Raw genomic sequence first — 15,848 nt, forward strand, 5'->3', positions numbered from 1 at the left:
AAAACTTTACAAATGCCTCTCGGACGAAACCTTTCAAATGGCACAGGGGGCTCGCCGTCCCTGCCAACTCGTTCAATCTATGACCTAGCAAGCGATAGTCCAATAATGGAAGATAGATAATTCGAAATGACTTATGCGCGTGCGAAAAGCCAGCTTCAAGATTGTATGATACTGGACGGGTGGATGCTCTTGTGTTCAAACGGAAGTTGCCCACGACCGGAACGCGCGGAGTCGCCCGGCATTGAGAAGGAGCTGAGAAGCAGCTTATGAGCACGGCCGCGACACATGATGACGGCAGACAAGGTCCAATGTTGCCCGATCGCGATACAGTCCCGAAAGAAACGTATCCAGTTCTCGTTCTGGGCGCTCTGGGGGTTGTCTATGGTGATATCGGCACCAGCCCGATTTACGCCTTTCGCGAAGCTCTGCATGCTGCGTCCACGGATGGTGCCCTTTTACGGGCAGACGTCCTTGGCATCGTGTCCATGATTTTCTGGGCCCTGACGCTGATAGTCACGGTCAAGTATGTCCTGTTTGTTCTTCGAGCCGACAATGACGGTGAAGGCGGGATTCTTTCTCTGATGGCACTCGCCCGGGAGAGTTACAAAACACGACCGCGCCTGATCCTTGGCATTGGCATTGTCGGCGCTTCCTTGTTCTATGGCGACGCCGTCATCACCCCCGCTATTTCCGTGCTGTCGGCAATCGAGGGCCTTGAGATCGTCACGCCGGCCTTCACACCGTATGTCGTTCCGATAACCATCACCATATTGCTGACGCTCTTCTCGGTCCAGCGCTACGGCACAGCCCGCATGGCGTTCTTTTTCGGGCCAATCACCTTAGTGTGGTTTCTTGCGCTCGGTTTCTTTGGACTGTGGCATTTGTTCGACGACCTCAGTGTTCTTGCAGCGGTAAACCCTCACTACGGCTTCGACTATATCGTCCGCAACCAAGGCACGGCCTTCGCCACGATCGGTACAGTGTTTCTTGCCGTCACCGGAGCGGAAGCTCTCTATGCTGACCTTGGTCATTTTGGTCGACGGCCGATCGCAACTGCTTGGATGTGGATCGTGTTTCCGTGTCTGCTCTTGAATTATTTCGGCCAGGGAGCCTTCGTGCTCGCGCATGCTGAATCGGCAAAAAATCCTTTCTTTGAAATGTTTCCGCCATGGGCGTTGTTGCCCATGGTGCTTCTGGCAACCGCCGCCACGGTCATCGCCAGTCAGGCTGTCATATCGGGAGCCTACTCGTTGTCGCGGCAGGCGGTGCAGCTCAATCTTCTGCCGAGGCTCCACATCGCACATACTTCCGAGAAACAATCCGGGCAGGTTTATCTGCCTCGGGTCAACTTCCTCCTTGGGCTGGTGGTGGTCTTGTTGGTTATCGGGTTCGAGCGCTCCACCAATCTGGCAGCTGCCTATGGCATCGCAGTGACGGGCAACATGCTCGTGACGACGACATTGCTGTTCATCGTCATGACCCGCATCTGGAAATGGCAATTGTGGGTGGCGGCTCTCACCACCGCCTGTTTCCTCATCATCGACATCACCTTCGTCGGTGCGAACCTCATCAAGGTCATCGACGGGGGATGGGCCTCGCTTCTGGTCGCCGTCCTGATTGTGCTGATCATGTCCACCTGGGTGAAAGGCAGCCGCCAGCTACAGAGAAAAGTCGCGCAAGGCGACGTGCCGCTCGAGCTGATTTCGAGGAATCTGACCCGAAGCCCCCCAACGATCGTACCCGGCACTGCCGTGTTTCTGACAGGCAACCCGAAAGGCACGCCCACCGCGCTGCTGCACAGCCTCAAACATTACAACGTCCTGCATGAGCGCAATGTCATCCTGAACGTAGTCACTGCCCCCTCGCCCACCGTCGGGAAGAGCGACCGCATGCACGTCGAGCCCGTCAATGATCGCTTCATGCAAGTCACACTGACGTTCGGCTACATGGAAAGGCCGAACGTCCCGCGAACCCTGGCGATCTTCAAAACCGCAGGCTGGAAATTCGACATCATGACGACCTCGTTCTTCCTGGCTCGTCGGTCATTGAAAGCCTCTCCCCGTTCGGAGATGCCTTATTGGCAAGACAAGCTGTTCATTGCCCTCGCGCGTTCGGCAAGCGATGCCACCGAATATTTCCAGATACCGACAGGACGCGTGGTGGAAATTGGTACGCAGGTCACTATTTGATTGGCCTCCGGCTGGACGCTTGTTCAAGGGCGCAAAAACGCGTCGAATATGCAGATTAGGCGGCTCGCCAGATTCGGAGTCATTGACGCCCGCACTACCATCCGGTCGCCAACATATGAGCCGTTCTTAGTTTCTGACGCAATTTCCTCTTGAGAGCGTCCTTTGTGCGCGTTTTTCGAAGTTCGTTTAGGGTTGACGGCCACCAAGCTGGAAGTGTCCTTCCCTCTGGATTTTTGTCGCACGGGCCCGGTCGCGACATGTGCGGACGCCATGTCGCCGGCGACGGGAAATGAGACTTCGACAACTAAAGCAACTACGGGTCCCAGGAGTTGCAGGCACACGACCGTTTCGGAACAAAGTAAGCGTCCGGTCAGCGCTTTTCGGCGTCTGCCACAACAATCCACTGCAGTAGCTCGTCGATCTTGGTGATCGAGTGATATGGGAAAATGACCGCCGCTCGTTAGTCACAGATGTCCGATCCCGCGAGCAACAACCATGGCCCAGTTTGTGAATGCCAATTGCATCGGTGAATGCATCACCAATATCTTGGCTAAGGCCCCCTGAGATTTTCCTATTTCTCTCTGAAACGAACAACTGACGGCGTGTCACCAGCATCAGTAATCACTATTTGTTGGGGGCACATTTCACCCCTGATCGAGTGGGGTCGAAGGTTCTTCCAGGATCGATCCCCATCGCAATACGCGCTGCGGGATGCCGTAGATGTAAACTTGATCATTATGCTGGATATACACAAACCACACACCTTCGCTTCTATCGGTTTCGGTGTATGCAACGGGAACCTTCAAGAAAAACCTGTCGACATTTGAGTAAGGCCCCGTCCCGTCTGGTTGGACGCACACTTTTTCGGAAATAATCGACAGCGAAGCTATGCCATTATCCTTGCGGGCCTCAGCAATCAACAAACCTGCTATTTCCTTTCCGTTCCTGAACGGTCTGCCGGAAGGCAGGTAGTCAAAGAGATAGAGAAAGAAAAAAAGCAGGATCAATCCGAAACTGCCCCGCCAATGTGGCGAATACGCATAAGCCCCCCTTGGATTGCCCGCGCGGCCAAAGTGCCTGAGACATTGCCCGAGTCAATCTTGTCATCAATAGCGGTAAGTCATATCCGCTACACTAGACAGCGCGACCTGTGCGTTTGAAAGTAAACCATCCAGTCAGGACAGTTGGTGGCTCCAGACAGGTTCCACGGCAGTAGCTCATCGATCCTGTTGATGGGATAATCGGCGATCCGAGTCAGGACGTCCCGAAGATAGGCTTCAGGATCGAGACCGTTGAGCTTTGCGGTTTCAATAAGGGACAGGATGCTGGCCGCCCGTTCACCGCCACGGTCCGATCCGGCAAACAGCCAGTTTTACGGCCGAGTGTGATCGGCCTGATGGATCGCTCGGCAGCATTGTTGTTGATCTCGATGGTGCCATCGAGGAATTTCGCAATAAATACGAAGCAGCAGCAAAAAAGGCGGATCAGTTGAAACGCAAAACTTCAAAAGCTCACGCTTGAAAGTCTGCCTCCTTCAAATGCACGCTGCGCAAGGGGTTCGGTTGAAAATACTAACTTGCTATCCCCGCCTCTACACGCCCTGAAAACTGGGCCGCTCGACTTATTGACAAAGTCTGCGACGAAATTGGTACGACCGTTGCCCGAGGGTCGTTGACTGTGGAGACAGCGCGGACAGCAACTGACTGAACTGCAGAAGATTGCACAGCTGATAATGCGACGACGGCCGCTGAACTGGCCGACAAGATCTACCACCATTGCACGAAGTCACAAGGTCTTCGAACTTCTTGTCGCCGTGTGCGTTGTGTTAGGCCGCCAGTCATACAGGAGCACGCTTATCAACACCTATGTTATCCTACTCGCACTGTTTGGCGTGGTCGTTCTGTTCACTGCTTGGCTGCCGCTGCTGCTTAAGGACTTCCCGCTGTCATTGCCTATGATATGCATTGCCTTCGGAACATTGTTTGTATGGACACCTCTTTCGACAATCGTCGGTTCCAATCCCCTCGACAGCCGCTACATGACCGAGAAGGTCACCGAACTGGCCGTCATCATTTCACTGATGGGGGCGGGTCTGAAAATTGACAGGCCCTTGGGATGGCGGAGTTGGATGACAACATGGCGGCTTCTTATCATCTCCATGCCGCTGACGATCGCTGCAATTGCAGTTCTCGGCTGGAGCGTCCTTGAGCTTGGATTGGCATCAGCGCTTTTACTTGGATCTGCCCTCGCCCCGACAGACCCGGTGCTTGCCAGTGACGTTCAGGTTGGACCGCCGCAATCGGGCGAAGATGGCGAAGTGCGGTTCTCGCTAACGTCGGAAGCCGGCCTCAATGACGGTCTTAGCTTCCCCTTCGTGCATTTGGCCATCGCTTTGGCCCTCGCATCTCAAGCTGGCAACCCGTGGTTCCAGAATTGGCTGCTGGTCGATGTGTTGTGGCGGCTCAGTGCAGGTGTCGGCTTGGGATGGCTGACTGGGAAGCTCTTAGGGATTTTGACCTTTCGCCTGCCGAAGCGAGCAAAACTTGCGCGTACTGGCGACGGATTTGTTGCGCTTGGTATCACTTGCCTGAGCTACGGTCTGATAGAGATGGCCCATGGCTACGGTTTTGTTGGCGTGTTTGTTACAGCCCTGACGCTTAGGTCAGCCGAGCGAGGCAGCGACTATCACACCAACCTTCATGATTTTGCCGAACAGATCGAACGGCTTTTGATGATGGTCGTGCTCGTGTGTTTTGGAGCAGCCATCGCAGAGGGAACAGTTTTTCGAGCGTTCGATTGGAAAGTGGCTGCAGTTGCACTCACAATCATCTTTTTTGTTCGTCCAGTTGCGGGTTGGCTTGGCTTGATTGGAAGTGAGGTTCCGGGAAGGGAAAAGGCGGTCATTGCAATCTTCGGTATTCGGGGTCTTGGATCGTTCTACTACATGGCCTATGCGACGGGTCACGCCGCATTCGATAGAACCGATGTCTTGTGGGTGACCGTATCGTTCGTCGTTTTGGTGTCCATCATACTGCACGGTATGGCCGTTACGCCTGTCATGCGGGGCCTTGAACGCAGACGAAGGTTCGTTGCCCGTGATTTATGAAGTTGGAGAGACGTGAATGATCCTGTAATAGCCAGAGCATTCTGAAACGAAGCCAGGCCGCAGACACTCTGCGACCTGGCTTTAAATTTCTAATTTCCTTGAGAAGAAGCCTTTATTTTAACCGACAGCGCAACTACGCCATTGGACGGTAGTCGCGAGCTCGCTCACGGTCCGAACGAGTTCTTCTTCGGTGAAGTCAGCGCTGTTTTCGTCAAAGCCCTGCCAACCTTCTTCTCGATACATGGCGCGTCGAGTATGATCAGGTCATCCCACCCCCGTGGACTCGCCAGCGACGATTGTTGTTCAAAGTAGCATGTCCGTGGCATGAACACGCTTACCCGAAGAGGTTAGAAAACTCGCTTCTATTGTTGAGTGGGCCGAAGATCTGACAGGTGGCAGCGAGGACAGCTTATAGGTATTGTTGGGATTAATACCGAGCGTGGCCCCAAAAGGTTGACGATGAAACTGGAGAAACCCTCAATCTACATAACTGGAGCATCGTGTTCAGGGGTGACAACGCTAGGGAGTGGCCTTTCCTCAGCGTTGGGAGTCCGCCATGTGGATTGTGATGACTTCTATTGGTACCCGACCAATCCCCCATTCTCGACTAAGCGGCCCCCGGCTGATCGCGTCCGCCTGATCGAAGAAGCGCTAGGCGAGGAGGGCTGGGTGCTGTCCGGATCATTCGACGGTTGGGGAGATACCCTAATCGAGAACGTCAACCTGATTGTATTTGTGTACACTCCGACGCCAATTCGAATGGCACGCCTATTGGCGCGGGAACATGAACGATACGGAAACCGAATATTACAATCGGGCGATATGTACGAAATCCATACCGCATTCGCCGCCTGGGCTGCCCAATATGACAAACCGGATTTTCCAGGGCGGAATTTGGCTCGACACGAGGCGTGGTTGGGGACACAAATTGCCCCTGTATTACATCTTGATGGAACTCAAGCGCCTTGGGTTCTCGTCTCCCAAGTTCTCGCCGAGCAGCAAAGCCTCCAAGTCTGCTTGGAACCTATCTGTGGGTCGATCCGCATCTCATTTCACAACTGAGAATTCGAATCTGTCCCACGGGGTAGTCAAAAGGTATTCGTTCTTCTGCGCGAAGGTACCGCTGGGATTGCGGAAAATGGAGGTGCAGAAACGAGCCTCTGATGGATAGTAGATACACAAGAGATTGCCTTCAATTGTGCTTTTGCCTGTATCGGACCAGTCCCCGACGGTGATGTGTGTTGTGCCGTCATCTGCCGATGCCCGCCAATACGCTTCACCCGTACCGAGTTTGCGTCCCTGTACTTCGTGACCGAATAGCAGCTTTTGTATCGCAGCTCCGTCAAGGCGGTCCGGCGACTTTGGATCAAAGCCGAAAGGCAGTTCCTGGACGCCTGCCTTGCGCAGACCAACGAGCACCCTGTCGAGATCGGCGTAGTTCTTGAACGGGAACTCCGCCGCTGCCAGCAGTCCTGTGTTTTCGCGATCATTTGTCTTGGCCACATAGGGCTTGATACTCTCCTTTGCGCGGGCGACGTCGGCGTCGCGCCCCAAATGCCCGTAAGTGGAGATCAGGAGCTTCAGTCCATTATACGTCGACCAAAAGTCCCAATAGGACGTTTCCTTCGCCTCCGGATCGATCTTTTCGAATGCGACGGCTGCCTCCTTGAAGCGGTCCAACGATAAGTAGGCGAACCCGGCAAGGTAGTAGCGCGAGCGTGACCATAAAGGATCGACACGCGTTGCGGCATCAAGGTAGCCGAGACCATCCGCCGCTCTGCCGTTATAAATCATCGCAGTACTCAGCGACTCGTAGTTCTCAGGATCGCTGGCATCGAGCGCTATGGCCCGTTCCGCGGCGACGATTGCTTCATCCGACCTTTGCTGCAGGTTCAGCTTTCCTGCGAGGATTCTGTAGTACGCCGCAGAGGGGTTCTTCGCGGCCTCTGTGAAATAGGCATCTGCCTTATTACGGGCTTCTTCAATGGAAAGCCCCAACTCTTTCGAGCGTAACTCGGTCCACTGTGCTTCCCGATAGATCCACGCGAGCGCCGCGGCCGCGTTTCCGAATTTCGGGTCGAGCTCAAGGGCCTGCTCGTAGTGCTTTACGGCCTCAACCCAGTCCTCGGGCTTTTCCCTGAGTTCGAGTTCGCGCCCTCGCAGGTAAGCTTCGTAAGCTGCGGCGTTGATTGTACCTCCTGCGATCTTAGCCGCTTGTTGACCCGCAACCAACCGGAGCTTCAGCGCCGTGGCGATCTCGCCGACCATCTTGTCCTGAAGATCGAACACCCCGCTCCACGCCCCGTCGAAGCGCTCCGCCCACATATGGCCACTGGTCGTCGCGTCGATGAGCTGGGCGTTGATGCGCATCTGATCACCAGCGCGGCGAATGCTGCCTTCCAGGATGTAGCGGACGCCCAGTTCAGTGGCGACCTGGGCCGGCTGCGTGGCCTTGTCCTTGTAGGTGAAGGCCGCGTTGCGCGAGACGACAAAGAGCCCAGGAAGGCGCGCCAACTCCGTCGTCAGATCCTCGGTAATGCCGTCCGCGAGGTAGCCCTGCTCGGCATCGCTGCTCAGATTGTCAAACGGCAGCACGACAAGCGATGGCCGGGTGTCGGCCGCGACAACATTCCGCACGTTAGGCCGTTCGCCCGCCATCCGCCATGGCTGCCACCAAGCTGCCGCTCCTGCCAGCAGGAGCGCGATGATTGCCGCGGCAGCCGCCGGAACGCGCCAGGAGCGACGGTTCTTGCGGGCTTCGGTCGTCTTGCCCACTGCTGCCGCGTCGAGCACTACACGGTATACCCTGATGGGCTCGGTGATGTTCTTGACTTTCTGCTCGCCGAGCGAGGCAAAGCCCACAGCAACCTTCGTTCTTACTTGATCGTAGGCCGTGCCGGAGATGGCGATGCCTCCCGGCTCGGCCAGTGCCTGTATTCGGTCCGCGACGTTGACACCGTCGCCATGGATGTCGTCACCCTCAACGATGATGTCGCCGAGATTGACGCCAACTCGAAAATCAAGCCGCTTCTCGGGAGGCGCGGCGCCATTCTGCTTGGCCTTCTCCTGCTGGATATCCACCGCACAGCGCAGTGCATCGACCACACTGTGAAATTCGGCCAATATGCCGTCGCCCATCGTTTTGACCAGCCGGCCGTGATGCTCGGCGATCTGTGGCTCGAACGTATCATTGAGATCGGCCTGGAAACGGGCACGCGTACCCTCTTCGTCGATTTCGCTTAAACGGCTGTAACCAACGACGTCGGCGATCAGGACGGCTGCAAGGTGGCGCTCCATATCTGGGCCCCCTCACGAAATGCAGTGCACTCCGATTGAGCATCTTACCGCAGATGACCTGCCGATGCCATTGCGGCAATGCCTCGAATGGTTGCTTACATCCGCATTGGCAATGCCGAACGCGGGCAGACTGGATCTAGATTGCTATAACGCGATTTCGACGCGGTTTCTGCCACCACTCTTGGCGCGATAGAGCGCCCGATCCGCCGCCTTCATGACAGCATCCATGTCATGAAAGCGATCGCTCAGACTTGCCACGCCAGCGCTGATCGTCACGCCCAAGCTTTCCTCTCCGGATTCGAACTGCGTTTGCTCGATCTGACTGCGAACACTTTCGGCAAGTTCTATCGCCGCCGATTGTGGCGTGTTGGTCAAGAGTAGAACAATTTCCTCGCCGCCATACCGTACGACGACATCCGTAATGCGGACTTTCTTGCGGATAATCGCTGCAACGTCGGCCAATACCGTGTCACCGGCATCATGGCCCCAGCGATCATTGATGGCCTTGAAGTGGTCGATATCGATCATCACCAGCGAGCATTGATGCGATTTCGACCTGTTGTCATTCATGGCGCGCAGTGCAGCCTGATCAAAGGCACGGCGGTTTTGCAGCTTCGTCAGTGGATCAACGCTGGCCTCGTGTTCGAGTGCCCGCATGATGCGCTGCCTTGATTTTTCCCGTTCGAGAAATTCGCCGAGGAGAATGACGCCCGCAATATTGGCAATGATGACCGTGACAAGAGGAATACCGACCAACGTCATCATAATCTCGTGCGGCAGCAGGGTGATGGCGGCCAAGGAAGTCGACGCGGCAATGCCGATCAACAGCGATCTGGCAGGACCAATTTTCAGCTTTCTGACCGGGATCAGTGTGCAGGCAAAGCCGATAAGTGCGGTCGCAACCATTCCAATCACTCCCGATAGCGAACCAATACCACCAATCCAGATGCGATAGACGGCCATGACCGCCAACGTGATAAGCGTCCCGATCGGCCCACCGTAGGGATAGGCCAGCGCCAATAGAGCCGTCCTGCCGTCGTAAATGACACCGGGAGCGAATCTTATTGGATCGTTCATGGAGATAATCCCGCCGAGGGCAAACAAAACGCCGACAGCGGCTCCTTTGGTCAATCCTCCGGAAAACTTGCGGATGACCCAGGAATACCCGAGCACAACCAGCGCCGTCAGGCCAAGCGTGCGGATAATTCCAGTCAGCAGTTCGCCTGAATCCATTTGGTTACCTCTGATTACCCAACCGGACCCCTAGCAGCTTCTGCTTAGGATTGCATGAAAGAAGGCTTCGCCAATGTGGTCTTGGCACTCCGCAGCCTGCCTGATGGGATGAAAAGCCCTCGCAACGGGGGGTACGAGGACTTTTCGGTGTGGGCTTCCAACAGAAAGCACAGCCAGGATGACAGTGAGTTCAAATACGCGCAATAAAATAAGACATGTGGTTCGCTCTTTTACCGTCCTCCGAGCGCACAACAATACCAGGCTGTCAGCCTCGCCCTCCATCTGGAACATTTGCCGTCTCGGGACCTTTTAAGAGCCAATAGCTTCGGTCAACGACACCAGCCTTTCAGGGAACACCTCTTGTCAACCTGGAGTCCAATCTTATCTTGCCCCCTCGAAATGGGGGCGAAGTTGAACTACCTTTGGTGTTATGTGCAATGACTATGAGCAGCATATCCGTTGGGCCGAATATTGCGACATAATGCGCAGGCTCGAGCTAGGCATTCCTGCACATCAGAGCGAGCTCGACCTTCCGCGGGCCGATGATATCAGGGTCAACGATATGGCTCCGGTGATGCACGCTGCCGGAGACTATATCGAACTTTCGCCGATGAATTTCAGTTTCCCACCGACCGGACGTGGCGGACCCGTGTTCAATTTTCGATCGGAGGGACGACGCTTTGCCGACAGCAAACGTTGCCTCATCCCGGCAAGCGCCTTCTTCGAATATCCGAAAGCGAAGCATCGGTTTGCTTTGAAGGATCTCGCCCTTTCTGGCAATCGCGAGCATCTGGCGCGAGGGACAAGGCAACCATTCCGCTGCCTTTACGATGCTAACAACGAGGCCGGGACTGGACGTGGAACCGTTTCACAATCGCCAAGTGGTTGTGCTTCGCCCTGAAAACTGGGCGGCCTGGATTTACTTGACGAAGTCCGAAACAGAATTGCTGCAGCCGCTGCCGGAGGGCTCGCTGACTGTGGAGACAGTGCGGGCGGGAATTGACTGACTGCTGACTAACGCGCCCTCCCCGACTTTCGACCGAGCCCCATGGTCCTGGCAAGGCGGGAGCGAGTCTCGGCGTAATTCGGTGCGACCATTGGATAGGACGGATCAAGATTCCATCTCTTGCGGTATTCTTCGGGTGTGAGATCAAAGGAAGTCTTCAAGTGCCGCTTCAGCGATTTGAACTTTTTGCCGTCTTCCAGACAAATTATGTAATCGGGCGTCACCGAATTTTTGGGGTTCACGGCAGGTACGGGGCTCGGCAAGGGAATGGCCGTCTCTTCGTTTCCAATCGTAGCACCGGATAATGCAGCGTGCACGGTATTGAGCAACATGGGTAAATCCGCGGCACGCACCGCGTTATTACTAACATAAGCCGCCACCAACCTAGCCGTCAGGTCGATCAGCTTGTCCTTGTTCGACGCGGTTTCGACTTCGATGGTCATCAATCAATCCCTCACAAATCAAATATCTAAATCTATTGGTGGGATTTTTGAACACCAGTTGTTCTAAAAATACAAACGCGGAAAACACGGGATAGTATCGGGCGGTTGTCGATTGAACGGTCACCATTGGAATATTGCATTGAAGTGACTGTCCAAGCACAATGACGGCAAACCTAAACTTTCGCTGGAAATGTTTTTTCGTAATGTGTGCCGCTGCCTCTGGCGCAAAGGACACTTGCCGGCCTTAATCAGCTGCTGCTCATGGTCACCCACACAGCGCGAGACTTGCGACGTTGTCCGTCACCAAGCCCGCCATCTTCGCAGCCGGGCTTATTGGGACATTCAGGGCGACCCGAGCATTTCGAGAGGATAATTTCGGTTTCGTTGTCCCCAGGCAGGCCCATGCTGCAAAGTTGTCTTCCTTCGCATACAGGACCCGAGAGACGCCCATGGCATCGGGGATGTAACCGAGTTGGCTGGATTTCTCGTTGTAGCAGAAGCCGTCCATGGAACGATGAATAGCAATGACAACAGGAAGAGCCATCTCCAATTGCGGGCACCTAGCGAGAAGGCATTTTTCAGCTGAGATGGGCCTTTGCTGTTCCCGTAAATTCTTCCAAGAAGATCACCTTTCTAACGACGAAGACAATGGGTTGGCAAACGCGCTGACTAACGAGCTGACGCATCGTCAAACAGATGAGGGTCCTTGACGCCTGCGGCGTGACAGGCATCGCGAAAGAATGCATCGCCGATTACCTTGACTGTATGTTTTGCGCGGAAAATATGTGCCGAACCCACAATTTCATCGTTGAAGATCAGGCATTTCGAGCCCAAGGCTGAGTAAATTTTTCGCCCGGATGGCTCGAAAATAACCTTTGCATCGGACAACAGCAGTAACTTGGTATCGTAAAGCTGCCGAACAGGGCGAGATGGTCGCTCAAACCAATCGCGGCAACGCGTACTGTAACGGGGATGGGGTACCCGTCGACAAATCAGAAGCGGTAAAATGGTACCAGAAAGCCGCCGAACAGGGCGAGTTTCATGCGCAGATCAATCTGACCCTGATGGACAAGACGGGCGATGGCGTCATAGAAGCGTAGCGCTCAAATGGTACAAGGCCAAAGAACAGCGGGGCGCAAAATGAACTTGGCTTTTTTCACGTCTGAACGACTCTCGCTGGTTTCCGAGCCATTGGCGCTGGCAGCGTTAATACGCTGCCAGACAATCGAACCCAGCGTCAGAAAGGCATTCATCCGTCTATCGGGCCGCAAAATGTCGTCAGTTAAAGGTGTGTACGCTGAGTTTCAGGCTTCCGTCAGCCTGTTTCTCAAAAACATGGGTTGCCACTCCACCCCAGGGCTGGTCAGCGCCTTTGGCGTCTTTGCCTTTGGCCGACCATTTCGCTGCGCCGACCATCATATTGCCATCGCCCTGCGCCTCGATCAGCTCAAGCTTGTGACCTGTCACGCCCATGCCGAAGAGTCCGCCAAAGAACTTCTCAACCCCGGCGGGCCCCTTGATCACGTCATGAGTGGCAGGCAAGAACATCGCGTCGTCGGTGTAAAACGCCGCAATCGCTTTGGCATCCGCTTTGTTGAAGGCTGCGTCCCAGGCAGCGTAGGCCGCCTTTACATCGGCGTCCGGGTCAGCCTTGGCCGGCGTCCACGCGAAAAGGCAAAGGCAAATCACGGTGAAGATTGAAGTCAGCAGTCTAACCATGTCATCCTCCCAATAATTCAAGCGGCAAAAATGCCACTCCAAACGATACGCCGCAGCGGTGGATACACATCCATTTTGGCGTTGAAATGGACGGAAGTTGCAAAGCACCAGAAGAAGCTTTCTGCCAACTGTATTGGCGCAGCGACGCCCGCATAGCGGGACCGCCGTGCGGTTTCACTGGACTTCGAGGCTGACTACCGCGTTTTCGAGTGTTTTACAGACGAAAGTGGCACCGCCCGTTACCTTGCCCTCGACCTTCACCCGATTACCCCGTCTGTTGAAGGTCATAGTCGGGGTGGCGGACGCGGGCTTGAGATTTTGTTTCGCAAGCGCAGCAGTACACGCGGCGAGAGTGCGTTTTTTTTCAGAACTGGCCTGCGCGTTGGTGACCAGCAAAACGGCTGCCAAGGGCACCGCGGCGATAAGATACTTTTTCATAGGTCCCCCGACCGTTTGCAGACTTTAAATGAACTAGCATCCGGCTGTGCCGGAACCAGCGGTGTTTGAGCAAGGAGGGCGGTTGGCTCCGCTTGCACCAGAGTCTCCCTGGCTGCCATTCTTCCCGCTACCGCTTCCTCCTTTCCCACTTCCACCTTTCCCCCCGCCACCCTTTCCACCTCCACCATTGCCCCCGCCGCCTTTTCCGCCTCCCCCTCCGCCATTGCCTCCCCCGCCGCCGCCACCTCCGCCTCCGCCTCCGCCTCCGCCATTGCCTCCCCCGCCGCCGCCACCTCCGCCTCCGCCTCCGCCTCCACCGCCTTTAGCGGCAGTCATGGTGATGCCTGCTGCATAAAGCAGCCCGGCGCCAAGCGCGGATAGGAATACACGACGTGATACAGACATTGCCGATCTCCATAAAAAAGAAGTCTTCGCAACCGCCGATTAGAATAACGGTTTCGTTAGATGCCAATTTTAACTATAGGTATAAGTATATCTAGAAAATAGTTCTAGTATAAAGACATGAAGTTTGCGGGTGTAAACCCTGCGGGTCGAGTGCCCGCTTCCTCCATGAGCCATTTCGAACAGGATATATACAAGTCGCGGTAAGCCAAATCTTCACCCAAATGGGTGATGCCACGCACAATAATCGCTCTACATTGGATCCGTGCTGCGTGGGTTGGACGGGTACCGACCGCCAGCAAGGGGGACAAATGTCATGCTTGCGTTCCGGTTTGGACGGTGGTTTTTGCGGTCGAGTCCTGCAAAATCAAGCCGCTTTCTACTGATCTTCTTGTTGACCCTGGGAGGTCTGGCCGGATCTGCCTATGCCGAAGGGAAATTCGAACAGTCGAGTTGCTGGTTCGACCTGCCGGGAGATCGCGATCTAAAGTGTGGGTACCTGACCGTCCCCGAGAATCGCAGCAAGACAACCAGTCGACCGATCAAGCTGCCAGTGGTCATTTTCGAGCCTGATCGAACGCGGCACGAGCCGATTGTTTACCTGACCGGGGGTCCTGGTCAAATGGCCATGATCGACAACGAAGAAGACATTGCCCAGTGGTTGAGTTTCATCGACAACGGACCATGGTTGCGCGGCCGACAGCTCGTCGTGGTGGATCAGCGGGGTGTCGGCCGCGCGGAACCTTCGTTGGATTGCTCAGCGCATTACACACCGTCGGTATGGAGCGAGGTCGTCTCCAAGGTTGATGAAGTGGTTGAGTTTGACTTGGCGCAGAAACGCGATGTTACGGCGTGCCGCGATGCCTTGTTAATGAAGGGCATCGACCTAACGGCCTACAACACAATCGAAAACGCGGCCGACATCCACGATTTGCGCATCGCGCTTGGCATCGAAAAATGGGTGTTGTACGGCATTTCGTACGGAACGAAACTCGCCCTGCAGGTGCTGGAAGATCATCCCGAAGACGTAATCGCTGTGGTCCTCGATTCAACGCTTCCGCCTGATGTGGGATATGTTGATCAGGGTTCCAACAATCTCGACAGCGCATTAAGAACGCTCGAAAAGGATTGCAGCAAGCACTCGGGCTGTTCCAAAAATTTTCCAAATCTGATGACGATGATCGGCGGGATAGTGCGGCAACTCAATGCCCAGCCTGTGTTGCTTCGGCTAGGGGAAGTCGAAGGATCGGCCCGCTTCATACGGGTGTCGGGAGACGATTTCCTTGAGCTGTTGTTCGACGGGTTCTACCAACGGGGTGCGATCGAAGTGCTGCCGCAGTTGATCAAGGATACAAACGAGCAGGATTACAGCATGCTCGTCGAAATACTTGGTGATGATCTGTCCGGGGACGATAAATCCGATTTTGCGGATGGGATGCATCTTTCCATCGTGTGCAATGACAGCGTTCCTCCCTCTGCGCCATCGGCAAAATTCCCGCTCTTCGACCACTGGGCAGCGGACAACATTTATACGTGGGCGTGCCCGCTTTGGCCGTCGGCAAAACCCGTTAAAACTCACAAATCGCTCAAGGCAAATCAGGTTCCGGTCCTGCTGTTGTCCGGAGAGTATGACCCAGCGACGCCCTCAAAATGGGCGAAATACGTCGCAGGGAATACCGGAAGCAGCCAGCTTGTGGTGTTCCGTGGCATAGGTCACGATGTAGTTGACACAACACCTTGCGGCGGGGAGGTAGTCTCAGATTTTTTGAACAACCCAAAAGCTCCAATCACGACACCCTGTCTAGCCGCGATGGACGGACCACATTTTTTGGCTCCTGAGGAAGATGCGTCGCCGGCGTTGGAGGCTTCGGCCGTCTCCCCTTTGCCGCGGAAGCACTTGGTGTCGGGTCCGTAATTTCTCCGCGAGCATAATACCTTCATTGAGACCTGGGCCGGACGCCTGCCTGCACGGCGGCGAGCGAGCCTTGCGATTGGCCCTTCAGTGGAGACTAACT

14 protein-coding genes and 2 pseudogenes are annotated in these 15,848 nt (G+C 55.2%); 6 read left to right on the forward strand and 10 right to left on the reverse strand.

The features are described 5' to 3' along the window. Positions 1-308 precede the first annotated feature (308 nt). On the forward strand, positions 309-2,189 hold the full coding sequence (locus N8E88_RS09380) for a potassium transporter Kup (protein WP_315975242.1): 1,881 nt from the start codon (positions 309-311) through the stop codon (positions 2,187-2,189). A gap of 644 nt (positions 2,190-2,833) precedes the next feature. On the opposite strand, the gene N8E88_RS09385 is transcribed toward N8E88_RS09380, so the two are convergent. Next, positions 2,834-3,196, reverse strand: coding sequence for a hypothetical protein (locus tag N8E88_RS09385; RefSeq protein ID WP_262292275.1), 363 nt, complete (start codon positions 3,194-3,196; stop codon positions 2,834-2,836). A 122-nt stretch (positions 3,197-3,318) separates the two neighbouring features. Continuing rightward, positions 3,319-3,629, reverse strand: a pseudogene (locus tag N8E88_RS09390) (transposase domain-containing protein); the annotation flags it as partial. A 415-nt stretch (positions 3,630-4,044) separates the two neighbouring features. On the opposite strand from N8E88_RS09390, the gene N8E88_RS09395 reads away from it, so the two are divergent. Both N8E88_RS09395 and N8E88_RS09400 read left to right on the forward strand, forming a co-directional pair. Further along, positions 4,045-5,295: a cation:proton antiporter gene (locus tag N8E88_RS09395; protein WP_262292394.1), complete on the forward strand. Its 1,251-nt coding sequence runs from the start codon at positions 4,045-4,047 to the stop codon at positions 5,293-5,295. 459 nt (positions 5,296-5,754) lie between these two features. After that, a complete protein-coding gene (locus N8E88_RS09400) occupies positions 5,755-6,357 on the forward strand; it encodes an ATP-binding protein (protein WP_262292276.1) in 603 nt (200 codons plus the stop codon). On the opposite strand, the gene N8E88_RS09405 is transcribed toward N8E88_RS09400, so the two are convergent. Both N8E88_RS09405 and N8E88_RS09410 read right to left on the reverse strand, forming a co-directional pair. Then, positions 6,343-8,592 carry an adenylate/guanylate cyclase domain-containing protein gene (locus tag N8E88_RS09405; RefSeq protein ID WP_262292277.1) on the reverse strand — a complete coding sequence of 750 codons (2,250 nt, stop codon included), beginning with the start codon at positions 8,590-8,592 and terminating at the stop codon, positions 6,343-6,345. The two genes, N8E88_RS09400 and N8E88_RS09405, sit on opposite strands and share 15 nt — an antisense overlap. Positions 8,593-8,736: 144 nt before the next feature. Then, the gene (locus N8E88_RS09410) at positions 8,737-9,825 is read right to left on the reverse strand and encodes a GGDEF domain-containing protein (RefSeq protein ID WP_262292278.1); all 1,089 of its coding nucleotides are present in this window, start codon (positions 9,823-9,825) and stop codon (positions 8,737-8,739) included. Positions 9,826-10,255: 430 nt separating this feature from the next. Between N8E88_RS09410 and N8E88_RS09415 the strand changes: the two are divergent. Continuing rightward, a pseudogene (locus tag N8E88_RS09415) lies at positions 10,256-10,832 on the forward strand (SOS response-associated peptidase family protein). 7 nt (positions 10,833-10,839) lie between these two features. Here the strand turns inward: N8E88_RS09415 and N8E88_RS09420 are convergent. The 3 genes from N8E88_RS09420 to N8E88_RS31755 form a co-directional block, all read right to left on the reverse strand. Beyond that, positions 10,840-11,274 (reverse strand): Ros/MucR family transcriptional regulator, encoded by a 435-nt coding sequence (locus N8E88_RS09420; RefSeq protein ID WP_262292279.1) that lies wholly within the window; start codon positions 11,272-11,274, stop codon positions 10,840-10,842. A 265-nt stretch (positions 11,275-11,539) separates the two neighbouring features. After that, a complete protein-coding gene (locus tag N8E88_RS09425; protein WP_262292280.1) occupies positions 11,540-11,824 on the reverse strand; it encodes a hypothetical protein in 285 nt (94 codons plus the stop codon). A gap of 119 nt (positions 11,825-11,943) precedes the next feature. Beyond that, positions 11,944-12,072 carry a hypothetical protein gene (locus N8E88_RS31755; protein WP_410010580.1) on the reverse strand — a complete coding sequence of 43 codons (129 nt, stop codon included), beginning with the start codon at positions 12,070-12,072 and terminating at the stop codon, positions 11,944-11,946. A gap of 77 nt (positions 12,073-12,149) precedes the next feature. On the opposite strand from N8E88_RS31755, the gene N8E88_RS09430 reads away from it, so the two are divergent. After that, positions 12,150-12,374: a tetratricopeptide repeat protein gene (locus N8E88_RS09430; RefSeq protein ID WP_262292281.1), complete on the forward strand. Its 225-nt coding sequence runs from the start codon at positions 12,150-12,152 to the stop codon at positions 12,372-12,374. A gap of 178 nt (positions 12,375-12,552) precedes the next feature. Here the strand turns inward: N8E88_RS09430 and N8E88_RS09435 are convergent, their stop codons facing one another. The 3 genes from N8E88_RS09435 to N8E88_RS09445 form a co-directional block, all read right to left on the reverse strand. Continuing rightward, positions 12,553-12,993, reverse strand: coding sequence for a YybH family protein (locus N8E88_RS09435; RefSeq protein ID WP_262292282.1), 441 nt, complete (start codon positions 12,991-12,993; stop codon positions 12,553-12,555). A 174-nt stretch (positions 12,994-13,167) separates the two neighbouring features. Further along, the gene (locus N8E88_RS09440; RefSeq protein ID WP_262292283.1) at positions 13,168-13,431 is read right to left on the reverse strand and encodes a hypothetical protein; all 264 of its coding nucleotides are present in this window, start codon (positions 13,429-13,431) and stop codon (positions 13,168-13,170) included. 33 nt (positions 13,432-13,464) lie between these two features. Further along, positions 13,465-13,836, reverse strand: coding sequence for a hypothetical protein (locus N8E88_RS09445; RefSeq protein WP_262292284.1), 372 nt, complete (start codon positions 13,834-13,836; stop codon positions 13,465-13,467). A gap of 619 nt (positions 13,837-14,455) precedes the next feature. On the opposite strand from N8E88_RS09445, the gene N8E88_RS09450 reads away from it, so the two are divergent. Further along, positions 14,456-15,748, forward strand: coding sequence for an alpha/beta fold hydrolase (locus tag N8E88_RS09450; RefSeq protein ID WP_262292285.1), 1,293 nt, complete (start codon positions 14,456-14,458; stop codon positions 15,746-15,748). Positions 15,749-15,848 lie beyond the last annotated feature (100 nt).

The organism is Phyllobacterium zundukense, assembly GCF_025452195.1.
GTDB classification, from domain to species: domain Bacteria; phylum Pseudomonadota; class Alphaproteobacteria; order Rhizobiales; family Rhizobiaceae; genus Phyllobacterium; species Phyllobacterium zundukense_A.

What these genes read in the sequence shown, in the direction of transcription:
- N8E88_RS09400 (WP_262292276.1), top strand. Translation starts at nt 5,755, where the DNA reads ATGAAACTGGAGAAACCCTCAATCTACATAACTGGAGCATCGTGTTCA.
- N8E88_RS09410 (WP_262292278.1), bottom strand. Translation starts at nt 9,825, where the DNA reads ATGGATTCAGGCGAACTGCTGACTGGAATTATCCGCACGCTTGGCCTG.
- N8E88_RS09420 (WP_262292279.1), bottom strand. Translation starts at nt 11,274, where the DNA reads ATGACCATCGAAGTCGAAACCGCGTCGAACAAGGACAAGCTGATCGAC.
- N8E88_RS09450 (WP_262292285.1), top strand. Translation starts at nt 14,456, where the DNA reads ATGGCCATGATCGACAACGAAGAAGACATTGCCCAGTGGTTGAGTTTC.
- N8E88_RS09380 (WP_315975242.1), top strand. Translation starts at nt 309, where the DNA reads ATGTTGCCCGATCGCGATACAGTCCCGAAAGAAACGTATCCAGTTCTC.
- N8E88_RS09405 (WP_262292277.1), bottom strand. Translation starts at nt 8,592, where the DNA reads ATGGAGCGCCACCTTGCAGCCGTCCTGATCGCCGACGTCGTTGGTTAC.
- N8E88_RS09440 (WP_262292283.1), bottom strand. Translation starts at nt 13,431, where the DNA reads ATGAAAAAGTATCTTATCGCCGCGGTGCCCTTGGCAGCCGTTTTGCTG.
- N8E88_RS09435 (WP_262292282.1), bottom strand. Translation starts at nt 12,993, where the DNA reads ATGGTTAGACTGCTGACTTCAATCTTCACCGTGATTTGCCTTTGCCTT.
- N8E88_RS09445 (WP_262292284.1), bottom strand. Translation starts at nt 13,836, where the DNA reads ATGTCTGTATCACGTCGTGTATTCCTATCCGCGCTTGGCGCCGGGCTG.